This is a genomic window from Allobosea sp. P5_A5, assembly GCF_056400625.1.
The window spans coordinates 83,011-95,811 of the sequence record NZ_JBFUKY010000009.1 but is presented as its reverse complement, the minus strand read 5'-3'; the positions used below and the strand labels follow the sequence as shown (position 1 = coordinate 95,811).

Genomic DNA, 12,801 nt, shown 5'->3' with positions numbered 1-12,801 from the left:
GTTCAGCGCGGCGCGCAGGTCGTGCCCCTGACGATCAGCTTCGGCGTCAGCGTCAGTCTCTGTGGCGGCGTCGACGGGTTGGCGATGCGGTTGAGCAGGAAGGCGGCGGATTTCGCGCCCATCTCGTTTTGGAAGTTATGAACCGTCGTCAGAGCCGGGAACCATTGCGCGGCTTCCTTCACGTCGTCGCAGCCGACGATCGAGAAATCCCGCCCGGCCTCGCGTCCGCGATGGCGCAGGCCGAGCATCGCTCCGAAAGCCGCGATGTCGTTCATGCAGAAGGCTGCGGTAGGGGGCTCTCCCGCATCGAGGACATGCTGGATGCCCCTGAGCCCGTTCTCGCGCGTCCCGATGCCGAAGTAGACGATCGCCGGATCATGCGACAACTGATGGCGCGTCAGCATCTCGCGATAGCTCGCATAGCGATTACGGCCGGTGGAGATGTCGTCATTTGCGCAGATGAAGGCGATGCGGCGATGGCCGAGCCCGATCAGATGCTCCATCGCCTGGAACGTGCCGTGCCGATCATCCGAGCCGACGAAGTCCAGATCGAGCCCGGTCAATTCGCGCGAGAGCTGGACGATCGGTATCCCGGCATCGGTGAGGGGCCGCAGGCTCTCGGCCGTGCTGCCGCTGGCCGGGCACAGGATCATGCCGTCGGGACGATATTCGGCCAAGGTGTTCAGGACCCGCTGCTGACGCTCCAGATCCTCGGCATAGGTGCCCAGCAGCACGGATCGCCCCTGCGCGGTCGTCGTCTCCTCGATGGCGGCCAGCAGCTCGGCGAAATAGGGGTTGGTGATGTCGTGGAAGCCGACGCCGATGATGTTGGTTCGGTCGGTCCGCAGGGCGGCGGCGCTGCGGTTGTAGCTGTAGCCCATCGCGCGGGCGATCTCGCGAACACGGGTGCGCGTCGCCTCGGCCACGAGTGGCGAGTCCCGCAGTGCGAGGGACACCGTCGCGGTCGAGACCGCGAGGCGGTCCGCGAGGATCTGGAGCGTGACCCGGGCACGCCCCGTCGCTGCCTGGGGAGGTTGCGTGAGGCCGGTCCCAGTGGGGCCTTGGGTCATGAGCGGTCCGTCATCGCAACCGGCGGCCTTGCAAAGATTGCGGCCGCTCCTGTCATTCGCTTTTTCATACAGATAGCCGGGAGAATTTGAAAATGAGCACGGAACGGGACACGGTCGGCTTCATCGGCATCGGCTTCATGGGCGCGGGGATGGCTCGCAACCTCCTCGAAAAGGGCTTTGCCCTGACGGTGATGGGCCATCGCAACCGCAAGCCGGTCGAGGAACTGGTGGCGGCCGGCGCCGTCGAGGCCGGCACCGCGCGGGAGCTCGCGGCGCGCTCGCGCATCGTTTTCCTCTGCGTCACGGGGTCGGCGCAGGTCGAGAGCGTGCTCAGGGGCGAGGACGGGATCATCGCCGGCGCTGCGCCCGGCACGGTGGTCGTGGATTGCTCGACCTCGGACCCGACGGTGACGGTCAGGCTGGCGCAGGAGCTGGAGGCGGTTGGGCTGCACCTCGCCGACGCGCCGCTCGGCGGCACACCGGCACAGGCGGCGGAGGGCAAGCTCTCGGCCATGATCGGGGCCGCCCCGGAGGTCTTCGCGCGCATCAAGCCCGCCTGCGAGGCCTGGGCGGAAAGGATCGTCCATGTCGGCCCGGTCGGGGACGGGCATAAGATGAAGCTGCTCAACAACTTCCTGTCGATGGGCTACGCCGCGATCTATGCCGAGGCCCTGACACTCGGCCAGAAGATCGGCATCACGCCAGCGAATTTCGACAGCGTGATCCGGGGCGGCCGGATGGATTGCGGCTTCTACCAGACCTTCATGCGGTATGTGCTCGAGCGCGACCGGGACGCGCACAAGTTCACGCTCGCCAATGCGTTGAAGGATGTGCGCTATCTGGAGAGCGTCGCCAATGCCGCCGGGGTAGCAAATCCGGTCGGCAATGCCGTGAAGAACAGCTTCGCCACCGCAGTCGCCAACGGCAAGGGCGAGGACTACGTGCCGATGATCTCGGACTGGATCGCAGGTCTCAACGGGACATCGCTGGCCGGTAAATAGCGCGGGCCGGCCGCGAACGCTTTGGACCGGCTTGCTAACGTCTTTGATCGGTCTGCGAACGCTTGGGCCTGAACCGCGTTGGTCCGGTTCAGGCGGGGCGGGAGCGAGCATGTCGAACGGGCGGCAGGAACTGAGACAGGCGTTCCGGCGCTTCGAGCAGGAGGTGCCGCTCTGGTTCGGCGCCGGCCTGCGCTGGCTGCGTCATCCGCGGTCGCGCTGGATCAGGCTGCCGGCGGGCGTGCTGCTGATGCTCGGCGGCGTTTTCGCGATCCTGCCCGGGCTGGGGCTCTGGATGCTGCCGCTCGGCCTGCTCCTGCTCGCCGGCGACATTCCGGTGCTGCGCAAGCCGGTCGCGCGTTTCACGATCTGGAGCGCGGAGAAATGGGCTGGCCTCAGGGAGCGCTTTCACAAGCGCGGCTGACCGGCCACGGATCGGGGCTCGACGGTGGGGGTTGCCGGCAAGGCCGATGGCGTCCATCGTCCGCCGACGACGGGGAGACCGGGAGCGTTGCCCGCTATGAATCGCAACTTCATTCAAGAGCTCGTTGCGGGCATCACCACACGCGGCCGGGAATTCGTGGGCTTCGAGCGGTTCGGATCCCGCCAGCTTGCGCCCGACCTGTCGTTGCTGGCGCAGGATCTGCTCGGCGGGCGAGGCGAGGCTTCGGGCGTCGCGCTCGCTCATGAGCTTCTGGCCGGCTATGCCAAGGCCGATGCGTCGACGCGGCTCGCCTTCCTGAGGAGGCTGGCGACGGATTACGGGCCGGATCCGGCGCGGCTGAACCCTGCGGTCGCGGCTTATCTCGCCGAGCCCAGCGCCGAGAACGCGGCCAACCTCAACGAGGCCTCCGAGCCTCGGCGGCAAGAGCTGTTGCGTCGGCTGAACCGCGCAGCGGGCGGCACCGCAGCGCTGGTCCGGATGCGCGAGGATTTGCTCACGGCGTTGCGGGAGCACCGGGAGCTCGGCGTCGTCGACCGCGATTTCGTCCATCTCTTCGCCTCCTGGTTCAACCGCGGCTTTCTCGTGCTGAAGGCGATCGACTGGACGACCTCGGCCAATATCCTCGAAAAGATCATCCGCTATGAGGCGGTGCACACCATTCAAAGCTGGGACGACCTGCGCAACCGGCTGGCGCCGGGGGACCGGCGCTGCTTCGCTTTTTTCCATCCGCAAATGGGCGACGAGCCGCTGGTCTTTGTCGAGGTGGCGCTGACGAAGACCATGCCGGACGCGATAGGACCGCTGCTCGACCTCAGCCGTGAAGCGTTGCCCGCCAGCGGGGCGACGACCGCCGTGTTCTATTCCATCTCCAACTGCCAGTCGGGTCTGAAGGGCGTGAGCTTCGGCAATTTCCTGATCAAGCAGGTGGTCGAGGAGTTGAAGCGCGAACTGCCGGGGCTGACCAGCTTCGTCACATTGTCTCCGGTGCCGGGCTTCATGGCCTGGCTCAAGCGCATGTTGGCCACCGACGACGAAGCGCGTCCGGATCTCGCCTGGGCGGAACTGGAGGCGCTGCTCGATCCCGGCTGGGTGGCGCGGACGGAGGAGGAGACTGCCCGGTTGCGCGAGGCTCAACTGGCCGCGGCCGCTTATTATTTCCTGCAGGCGGGCGAGGTCGGCCGGCCTGTCGATCCGGTCGCGCGGTTTCATCTCGGCAATGGCGCACGCCTCGAGCGGATCGACTGGAAGGGCGATCCATCCGCCAACGGGTTGCAGCAAGGCGGCGGGCTGATGGTGAACTACCTCTATGACCTGAGCGCAATCGAAGCCCAGCACGAGGCCTTTGCGCAGCACGGCACCATTGCGGCCGCGCCGGCCGTGCGCAAACTCAACTCGGCACCTCTGGCGGCACGTTCGCGCCAAAAGCGTGCGTCGGGAACCGCTGCCGCACGGATCAGCCAGGGCTGACAACAAGAAATCCGGGGACGAGACGACCATGACCAATCACCTTTTCGACCTGATCCGCTCGCGCATTCCGGCGCCCGACGCGCTCTTCGCGACGCTCGATGACGGCCGCCGCTACAGCTATGGCGAGATGGTCGACGTCTCCGGCCGCTTCGCCAGCGTGCTGGTGTCGCTGGGCGTGAAGCCGGGCGACCGGGTCGCGGTGCAGGTCGAGAAAAGCATCGAGGCTTTGATGCTCTATCTCGGCACCGTGCGGGCCGGCGCCATCTTCCTGCCACTGAACAGCGCCTATACGCCGGCCGAAATCGAATACTTCCTCGGCGATGCCGAGCCGGCGGTCTTTGTCTGCGATCCGGCCAAGGCCGCCGCTTTGACGCCGTTTGCCGAGAAGGCCGGCGCCAGGCTGGAGACGCTGGGCGTCTGGCGGTCGCCGACCGTCTCGGCCGGCACCTTGTCCGACAAGGTCCTGGCGGCCTCGGGCCGCTTCGAGGATGTCGTGCGCGGCCCCGACGACCTCGCGGCGATCCTCTACACGTCGGGCACGACGGGGCGCTCGAAGGGCGCCATGCTCAGCCACGACAATCTGTCTTCGAACGCGCTGACGCTGGTCGATTCCTGGCGGTTCACCAAGGACGACACGCTGCTGCACGCACTGCCGATCTTCCACACCCATGGGCTTTTCGTTGCGACGAACGTGGTTCTGCTGTCGGGCGCCTCGATGATCCTGCTGCCGAAGTTCGATCCGGACCAGGTTTTCAAATACCTTCCTGACGCGACCGCCATGATGGGCGTTCCGACCTTCTATGTCAGGCTCCTGCAGGATGCGCGGCTGACGAAGGAAGCGACACGGCATATCCGCCTGTTCGTCTCGGGCTCGGCGCCATTGCTAGCCGAGACGCATCGCGAATGGAGCGAACGGACCGGCCACGCCATCCTCGAGCGCTACGGGATGACTGAGACCAACATGAACACCTCGAATCCCTATGACGGCGATCGGATCGCCGGCACGGTCGGCCATCCGCTGCCGGGTGTCTCGGCGCGTGTCGTCGATCCGGAGAGCGGCCGTGAACTGCCCCGGGACGAGATCGGGATGATCGAGGTCAAGGGGCCGAACGTCTTCAAGGGCTATTGGCGAAACCCCGAGAAAACCAAGGCCGAGTTTCGCGAGGACGGGTTCTTCATCACCGGCGATCTCGGCAAGATCGACCCCGCAGGGTATGTCTACATTCTCGGCCGGGGCAAAGACCTGATCATCACCGGCGGCTACAACGTCTATCCCAAAGAGGTCGAGACTGAGATCGACGGCATGGAGGGAGTGGTGGAAAGCGCCGTGTTCGGCGTGTCCCACCCGGATTTCGGCGAGGGTGTCACCGCCGCTGTCGTGCTGAAGCCGGGCGTCGCCATTTCGGCGCAGGCCATCGCGCGGGCGTTGGAAGAGCGCTTGGCCAAATTCAAGCAACCCAAGCGGGTCTTCATCGTCGATGAGCTGCCACGCAACACCATGGGCAAGGTGCAGAAGAACCTGTTGCGCGATCAGTACAGGGACATCTACGCGGCAAAGCGCGCCGCCAGAGCCTGACCTCGCACGCGCCTGCCTGGTCATTTCGGCGGTGGCGCTTTAGCGCCGCTGCTGTTTGCCGGCCTGTCGGACTCCGATCGGGTAGAATTGGTATAGATCGTCAGCCCGCAAGTAAAGCATGGATTAATACTTATTAATGCAAATGATTAGTAAGAGCATTATTATGTGTTCTTGACTTTGAGAGGGTATTTGGTCCATCGGAGCGTCTTCGCACGGCCTGCCGCTACGGAGAACGACGTGAAGATGCCGATCCTGTCCCTCAACCAGATCGCGCTGGGCAATCTCGTTGTCAGCATCGTCGTTCTCGGCGTGAAATATGCCGCCTATCTGACGACGGGCAGCGTGGCGTTGTATTCGGACGCGCTGGAAAGCATCATCAACGTGGCCACGGCCTGCGCCGCCATCGTCGCCATCCGCTTCGCCGAGGTCCCGCCCGACGAGGAGCACCCTTACGGGCATTACAAGGCCGAATACATGTCGGCGGCGATCGTGGGCGCGATGATCATCCTCGCCGCGCTCGCGATCCTGCGGGAGGCCTATTACGGCTTCCTCGACCCCCGGCAGATCGAAGCGCCCTGGCTCGGCCTGATGATCAGTGCCGGCGCCACGTTGCTCAACGCGCTCTGGAGCGGGTTCCTGATCAAGCAAGGCAAGGCGCATCGCTCGGCTGCGCTCAGCGCCGACGGCAAGCACCTGTTTGCCGATGTCGTTACCTCTGTCGGCGTCCTCGTCGGCGTATTGCTGGTGGTGGTGACCGGCATCAAGGTCTTCGATGCCGCGCTGGCAGCGCTGGTTTCGCTCAACGTGCTGTGGAGCGGCTGGGGCGTGGTGCGCGACAATGTCAGCGGGCTGATGGACGAGTCCGCGCCGGCGGACGAATTGGCGCGGATTCGGGAAACCATTTCACGCAATGCCGAAGGCTCGATCGAGGCTCATGCTTTGCGCACGCGGCTTGCCGGCAAGGCGACCTTTGTCGATTTCCATCTTGTCGTCGCGGGTTCGATGCCGGTTTGCGAAGCGCATGAGATCTGCGATCGCATCGAGCACGCGCTGAAGGCCGACCTTCCCGGCATCTTCGTCAACATCCATGTCGAGCCGGAGGGCAAGGCGAAGCACAAGGGCATCGTCGTTCTGTAGAACCGTACCTCGTCTTCGGGATCGTCCGTCCTCCTGACTGCGTAGACGCCAGCGCATTTCGGCAGGCGGCCCAGTCTCACGGTCGGGGATCGACGATTCGCCGTGGATGGGAACGCGCCATGATCGCTTGCGTTGAGGGGACGCATGTAGGGCGCATCGATCGAGGACGGCTGCCGTGGATTCGTCACAGGACATGGAAATTCAGGAACCGAATTCACAGCAGAGGCCACTGGTCCCGGCTGATTTCAAGAACCCCGCCATTCTGCTTGCCGGGACCGTCGACGACGAGATGTACGGCACTTTTCGGGCGGGGCTGACGGCCGCGCCGACCTCGGGCCTGGTCGTGGTCGAACTCGGCACGCTGGGTGGCGATCCCGAGGTGGCCCGGATGATGGGCGAGGATATCCGCTTCCACAGCGACCTCGATCCCGGCCGCCGTTTCGTCTTTTTGGGCAAAGCGGCAGTCTATTCGGCGGGCGCCACCTTCATGAGCTTCTTTGCCCGGCAGAACCGCTATCTGACGCGTGGAACGCGGCTCATGATCCACGAGCGCAAGCTGCAAGGGCAGGTGACGCTCGACGGGCCGCTCAAGACCTGTATCGCCAGCCTCAAGGCCAAGCTCAACGAGATCGAGCACTCGATCGCGATCGAAAACGAGGGCTTCGAGAACCTGGTGCGGGGCTCGAATGTTACAATGGACGAGGTGCTGCGGCGCGCGCCGGAGAATTGGTACATCGAGGCTCAGGAAGCGAAGTCGCTGGGGCTGATCCAAGACGTCATCTGATCCAAGACTTCATCTGATCGAAGACGTCATCTGACGAGGCGAGCCATGACCGTGACCATCGAAACCAACGAACAATATGAGGCGGCTGCGCTCAGGCTTGGGGAACTCTCCCGAGCCAGCGTCGAGACGTTGGACGACGTCGAGTTCGAGCAGCTCAGCATGGCGATGATGGGTTTCGAGGCACGCCGGCTGTCGGGCGTCCCGGAGCTCACGCTGACCGTCGGGGCGCCGGATCGCTCGGAGGCCTGACGCTAGTAGACATCCGCTTGGGCGGCGATCTCGTTGCGCTCCCGGCGCTCGGCGAAAGCCGATGAGGCTTCGGAACGAAGCGGTGGTGCCCCTGGCCGGAATCGAACCAGCACTCCTTGCGGAACTCGATTTTGAGTCGAGCGCGTCTACCAATTCCGCCACAGGGGCCCCTTGCAGGCGGGCGGACTATAGCGATGAGCCGGTCCCGGTCAATCGGCTTGCGGCTGGAAAACAACGCGGTCGCGGACGGCTCCATCGCCGTGCGGGCGCTTCGCCGAACGTCCTGCCGATCTTTCGCGGCTGTGGTGTTTCCCCTTTGCCGCGTGATGCTCTAGAGCCTCCGCATCCGTGCCCGCCCACCACCTCCCGTCACAGTCGAGCTTGCGATGATCCGGCGCCTTTACGAGTGGACGATGTCGCTGGCGGCCCGGCCGCGGGCGGAGCTGTGGCTCGGTGCCGTGGCTTTCGTCGAAAGCTCGTTCTTTCTGATTCCCGCCGATGTGCTGTTCGTGCCGATGGCGCTTGCGCGGCCGGCTCGCGCCTATCGGCTGGCGCTGATCGCGACGGTGTTCTCGGTTCTCGGCGGCATCATGGGCTATGCCATCGGTTATTACGCGTTCGAAACCCTGGCGAGGCCGGTGCTGGCCTTCTATGGCAAGCTCGATGCCTTCGACAGCTTGCGCGCCTGCGCCGGTCCAGACACGACGCTGATCCTGCTGACGACCTCGGGGCTGGCCCATCTGCCGCCGATCAAGGTTGTGACCATCCTGGCCGGCGCGGTGCATATCGGGCTCACCTTCTTCATCGTCTCCTGTGTGGTGGCGCGCGGAGCGCGGTTCTTTGCGCTGGCCTTTCTGCTGCGGCGCTATGGCGACTCCATCCGCCATTTCATCGAGCGTCGCCTGAAAGTGATCGCGGTGGTCGCGGCCGGCCTGCTGATCCTGCTTTATTTTGGCCTCAAGCTGGTCGCAGGGTCTGGCCAGCTCCTGTCCTGCTGAGACGCCATGACGACGACCATTCTGACATCATCGCCCAATGAGGCGCGGCTGCTGACGCCCTTGCGGTTGATCGGTTTGATCGGGATCGTCAGCCTGGCGCTGATCTCAGGCGCCTGGTATTTCCAGCTCGTCGTCGGCTTGGTGCCCTGCAAGCTTTGCCTCGAGCAGCGCCTGCCGCATTACGCCGCGATAGCGCTGGCGGTCGTGGGAGCGGTGGTCGCTCGCTCGGCCAGGCTGCAATGGTTCGTGCTGCTGGCACTGGCAGGGCTGATGGCCTTGAGCGCAGGCCTGGGCCTCTATCATGCCGGGGTCGAATGGGGCTGGTTTGTGGGGCCGAGCGATTGCGGCGGCGGTATCGCGACAGCCGGTGTGCAGGACCTCATGAGACAGCTGCAGAGCGTGAAAATCGTCTCCTGCGCCGAGGCGGCCTGGCGATTCCTCGGGCTGTCGTTGGCGGGGTGGAACGCGATCGTTTCCGCCGCGCTGTTCGGGCTGGCCGCTGCAGGGCTGCTGCAGCGGCGGGACTGAGGGCTCACGGCTCCAGTTCGGAATCCCAGTAGAGATAATCCAGCCAGCTCTCGTGCAGATAGTTCGGCGGGAACAGCTTGCCGTTGCGGTGCAGGTCGTTGATCGTCGGCGCGAAGGGTTTCTGCGCGGGGATCATCTCGGCTGCCGCCGGCATCTTGTCGCCCTTACGGAGATTGCAGGGGGAGCACGCTGCGACCACGTTCTCCCAGGTCGTCAGTCCGCCCTTCGAGCGCGGGATGACATGGTCGAAGGTCAGCTCGTCGCGCGCATGGCAGTACTGGCACGCGAAACGGTCACGCAGGAAGACGTTGAACCGGGTGAAGGCCGGTGTCCGCGAGGGCTTGATGTAGCTCTTCAGCGAGACGACCGAGGGCAGCCGCATGTCGAAGGAGGGGCTGCGGACGACGGTGTCGTATTCGGAGACGATGTTCACTCGGTCCATGAAGACCGCCTTGATCGTGTCCTGCCAGCTCCACAGAGACAGCGGATAATAGCTCAACGGCCGAAAATCGGCGTTGAGGACGAGCGCCGGGCAGCCCTCCGGCGACGCCGTCTGATGCATCACATGCGCCGTCAAACCCGTCGCACCTCCGCTTCGCGGGGCACAGTTCGATCTGGCTGCGAAGCAAACAGACCAAACGTTGCACCAACTTTACGTCGGAGACTGGCTCACTCACCAGGTCGCTTTAACCTGATGACCAGGCTCCAGCGGGACGAATCCCGCCCCGCGATCAATGTAAGCGCGAGACGACAGGAATGTGAAGGGGATGCTGCGAGAAGGCGCTGGCAACAGTCAGGCGCAGACCGGAACGGACGCTCTGGCGTCAGCGTGTCGGAACCGGCTTCTCACCCCGATAATCGTAGAAACCGCGCTTGGTCTTGCGGCCGAGCCAGCCGGCCTCGACATATTTCACCAGAAGCGGGCAGGGGCGGTATTTCGAATCGGCCAGCCCGTCATAGAGCACCTGCATCACCGAGAGGCAGGTATCGAGACCGATGAAGTCGGCAAGCTGGAGCGGCCCCATCGGGTGGTTGGCGCCGAGCCGCATCGCGGTATCGATCGCATCGACCGAGCCGACGCCCTCATAGAGCGTATAGACGGCTTCGTTGATCATCGGCAGCAGAATGCGGTTGACGATGAAGGCCGGGAAATCCTCCGAGACCGATATGGTCTTGTGCAGCTTCGAGACGAATTCCTTGGCGATCTCGAAGGTGCCATCATCGGTGGCGATGCCACGGATCAGCTCGACGAGCTGCATCAGCGGCACGGGGTTCATGAAATGGATGCCGATGAAGTGCTCGGGCCGGTCGGTCGCGGCGGCCAGCCGCGTGATCGAGATCGAGGAGGTGTTGGAGGCCAGGATCGCGTCGGCGCGAAGATGCGGGCAAACGGCGGTGAAGATCTTGCGCTTCACCTCCTCGTTCTCGGTAGCGGCCTCGATCACCAGATCGCAGTCGCCGAGATTCGCCAGCCCGGGCGCCGCCTCGATGCGAGCCATGGCGACGCGGCGTTCCTCGTCAGGCAAGCCGCCCTTGGCGACCTGACGGGCCATGTTGCCGTCGATGGTGGCCAGCGCCGCGTTGATCCGCTCTTCGACGACATCGTGCAGCTTCACGCCGAAGCCGGCTACGGCTGCGACATGGGCGATACCGTTGCCCATCTGGCCCGCGCCGATGATGCCGATCTTCTTGATCGCCTTGTCCGACATGATCCGTTCCCGATATCCGTCATGCTCCCGCAGGAGCGAGGCGGGCCGCCGATGGGCGGCCCGTTCAGCGGTTACTTGCCGATTTTCGCGAGCTCGGCGTCGAGCTCCGGCAGGAGGGTAAAGAGGTCGCCGACGAGGCCGTAATCGGCGATCTGGAAGATCGGTGCTTCCTCGTCCTTGTTGATCGCGACGATGACCTTCGAATCCTTCATGCCGGCGAGGTGCTGGATTGCGCCGGAGATGCCGACCGCGACGTAGAGATCAGGCGCCACGACCTTGCCGGTCTGGCCGACCTGCCAGTCATTGGGGGCGTAGCCTGCATCGACAGCGGCGCGCGATGCGCCCATCGCCGCGCCGAGCCTGTCGGCGACGGGCTCGATCACCTTGGTGAAGTTCTCGGTGGAGCCGAGCGCGCGCCCGCCGGACACGATGATCTTGGCCGAGGCCAGCTCCGGACGGTCGGATTTGGCGACCTCCTCGCCCTTGAAGGAGGACAAAGCGGGGTCTTCGCCGGCGGAAACCGTCTCAACGGGCGCCGAGCCTCCTTCCCCCACCGACTGGAACGAGGCGGTGCGGATCGTCAGGACCTTCTTGGCGTCGGCCGATTGCACAGTCTGGATGGCGTTGCCGGCATAGACCGGGCGCTCAAAGGTGTCGGGCGAAATGATCTTCATCACGTCCGACACCTGCATCACGTCGAGCAGAGCAGCAACGCGCGGCAGCACGTTCTTGCCCGTCGTGGTCGAGGAGGCGACGATGGCGTCGTAGCCCTCGGCAAGCTTGGCGACGAGCGCGGCGAGGGGCTCAGCCAGCTGGTGCGCATAGGCCGCGCCTTCCACCAGCAGCACCTTTTCCACGCCGTCGAGCTTGGCAGCGGCATCGGCGGCGGCCTTGGCGCCTTCACCGGCGACGAGGATGTGGACGGGTGCGCCGAGTTCCTTCGCGGCGGTCAGGGCCTTGGCGGTCGCGTCCTTGACCGTCGCGTTGTCGTGATCGGCGAGCAGCAGCGTGGCCATGTCAGATCACCCCGGCGGTCTTGAGCTTGGAGACGAGTTCGGCGGCGCTGGCGACCTTGACGCCGGCAGAGCGGCCGGCGGGCTCGGTCGTCTTCAGCACCTTGAGACGCGGCGCGATATCGACGCCCAGCGTCTCGGCGCTCGTCTCGTCGAGCGGCTTCTTCTTCGCCTTCATGATATTGGGCAGGGAGGCGTAGCGCGGTTCGTTCAGGCGCAGATCGGTGGTGACGATCGCCGGCAGCTTGAGCGAGACGGTTTGCAGGCCGCCATCGACCTCGCGGGTGACGTCGACGCCCTCGGCAGAGAGTTCGACCTTGGAGGCGAATGTGCCCTGAGGCCAGCCCAGCAAGGCGGCGAGCATCTGGCCGGTCTGGTTGCAGTCGTCGTCGATCGCCTGCTTGCCGAGAATGACGAGCCCCGGGCTTTCCTGCTCGACGATTTTCTTCAGGAGCTTGGCGACGGCCAGCGGCTCGACCGTGCCGTCGACCTTCACCAGGATGCCACGATCGGCGCCCATCGCCAGACCGGTGCGGATCGTCTCGGCAGCCTGCTGCGGACCGATGGACACCACGATCACTTCGGTCGCCTTGCCGGCTTCCCTGAGACGCAGCGCCTCTTCGACCGCGATCTCGTCGAAGGGGTTCATCGACATCTTGACGTTGCCGAGCTCCACGCCGGAGCCGTCCGCCTTCACGCGGATCTTCACATTGTAGTCGACCACCCGCTTTACGGGCACCAGGATCTTCATCGTCAGATCACCGTTCAGAAGAGATTCGCCGCGCGCCGCGCCGCCTTGGATGGCGAAATGGCGGCAACGCGGCCCT

At 64.8% G+C, this 12,801-nt stretch carries 14 protein-coding genes and 1 tRNA gene; 9 read left to right on the top strand and 6 right to left on the bottom strand.

Annotated features, from left to right (window positions below; genetic code table 11):
• Positions 1–2: 2 nt before the first annotated feature.
• Entirely contained in the window at positions 3–1,070 is a 1,068-nt protein-coding gene (locus AC1DR6_RS17575; protein WP_476830544.1) for a LacI family DNA-binding transcriptional regulator, read from the bottom strand.
• 92 nt (positions 1,071–1,162) lie between these two features.
• On the opposite strand from AC1DR6_RS17575, the gene AC1DR6_RS17570 reads away from it, so the two are divergent.
• The 7 genes from AC1DR6_RS17570 (at position 1,163) to AC1DR6_RS17540 (ending at position 7,726) form a co-directional block, all read left to right on the top strand.
• Positions 1,163–2,071: an NAD(P)-dependent oxidoreductase gene (locus AC1DR6_RS17570; protein WP_476830543.1), complete on the top strand. Its 909-nt coding sequence runs from the start codon at positions 1,163–1,165 to the stop codon at positions 2,069–2,071.
• A gap of 109 nt (positions 2,072–2,180) precedes the next feature.
• Positions 2,181–2,492 (top strand): hypothetical protein, encoded by a 312-nt coding sequence (locus AC1DR6_RS17565; protein ID WP_476830542.1) that lies wholly within the window; start codon positions 2,181–2,183, stop codon positions 2,490–2,492.
• A gap of 96 nt (positions 2,493–2,588) precedes the next feature.
• Complete coding sequence (locus tag AC1DR6_RS17560) at positions 2,589–3,980, top strand: malonyl-CoA decarboxylase (protein ID WP_476830541.1); 1,392 nt, start codon at positions 2,589–2,591, stop codon at positions 3,978–3,980.
• A 28-nt stretch (positions 3,981–4,008) separates the two neighbouring features.
• Positions 4,009–5,556 carry a malonate--CoA ligase gene (locus AC1DR6_RS17555; protein ID WP_476830540.1) on the top strand — a complete coding sequence of 516 codons (1,548 nt, stop codon included), beginning with the start codon at positions 4,009–4,011 and terminating at the stop codon, positions 5,554–5,556.
• Between the two features lie 243 nt (positions 5,557–5,799).
• On the top strand, positions 5,800–6,693 hold the full coding sequence (locus tag AC1DR6_RS17550) for a cation diffusion facilitator family transporter (RefSeq protein ID WP_476830638.1): 894 nt from the start codon (positions 5,800–5,802) through the stop codon (positions 6,691–6,693).
• A 175-nt stretch (positions 6,694–6,868) separates the two neighbouring features.
• On the top strand, positions 6,869–7,477 hold the full coding sequence (locus tag AC1DR6_RS17545) for a peptidase S14 (protein WP_476830539.1): 609 nt from the start codon (positions 6,869–6,871) through the stop codon (positions 7,475–7,477).
• 45 nt (positions 7,478–7,522) lie between these two features.
• On the top strand, positions 7,523–7,726 hold the full coding sequence (locus tag AC1DR6_RS17540; RefSeq protein WP_476830538.1) for a hypothetical protein: 204 nt from the start codon (positions 7,523–7,525) through the stop codon (positions 7,724–7,726).
• 83 nt (positions 7,727–7,809) lie between these two features.
• Here AC1DR6_RS17540 and AC1DR6_RS17535 read toward each other — a convergent pair.
• A tRNA-Leu gene (locus tag AC1DR6_RS17535) sits at positions 7,810–7,894 on the bottom strand.
• A gap of 218 nt (positions 7,895–8,112) precedes the next feature.
• On the opposite strand from AC1DR6_RS17535, the gene AC1DR6_RS17530 reads away from it, so the two are divergent.
• A complete protein-coding gene (locus tag AC1DR6_RS17530) occupies positions 8,113–8,724 on the top strand; it encodes a YqaA family protein (protein WP_476830537.1) in 612 nt (203 codons plus the stop codon).
• 6 nt (positions 8,725–8,730) lie between these two features.
• The gene (locus AC1DR6_RS17525) at positions 8,731–9,252 is read left to right on the top strand and encodes a disulfide bond formation protein B (RefSeq protein WP_476830536.1); all 522 of its coding nucleotides are present in this window, start codon (positions 8,731–8,733) and stop codon (positions 9,250–9,252) included.
• A 4-nt stretch (positions 9,253–9,256) separates the two neighbouring features.
• On the opposite strand, the gene AC1DR6_RS17520 is transcribed toward AC1DR6_RS17525, so the two are convergent.
• The 4 genes from AC1DR6_RS17520 to AC1DR6_RS17505 all read right to left on the bottom strand — a co-directional run bounded on the left by AC1DR6_RS17520 (position 9,257) and on the right by AC1DR6_RS17505 (position 12,725).
• Positions 9,257–9,814 carry an HNH endonuclease gene (locus AC1DR6_RS17520; RefSeq protein WP_476830535.1) on the bottom strand — a complete coding sequence of 186 codons (558 nt, stop codon included), beginning with the start codon at positions 9,812–9,814 and terminating at the stop codon, positions 9,257–9,259.
• Between the two features lie 262 nt (positions 9,815–10,076).
• A complete protein-coding gene (locus tag AC1DR6_RS17515) occupies positions 10,077–10,961 on the bottom strand; it encodes a 3-hydroxybutyryl-CoA dehydrogenase (RefSeq protein ID WP_476830534.1) in 885 nt (294 codons plus the stop codon).
• Positions 10,962–11,032: 71 nt separating this feature from the next.
• Positions 11,033–11,977: an electron transfer flavoprotein subunit alpha/FixB family protein gene (locus AC1DR6_RS17510; RefSeq protein WP_476830533.1), complete on the bottom strand. Its 945-nt coding sequence runs from the start codon at positions 11,975–11,977 to the stop codon at positions 11,033–11,035.
• A 1-nt stretch (position 11,978) separates the two neighbouring features.
• Entirely contained in the window at positions 11,979–12,725 is a 747-nt protein-coding gene (locus AC1DR6_RS17505; protein ID WP_476830532.1) for an electron transfer flavoprotein subunit beta/FixA family protein, read from the bottom strand.
• Positions 12,726–12,801: the final 76 nt, after the last annotated feature.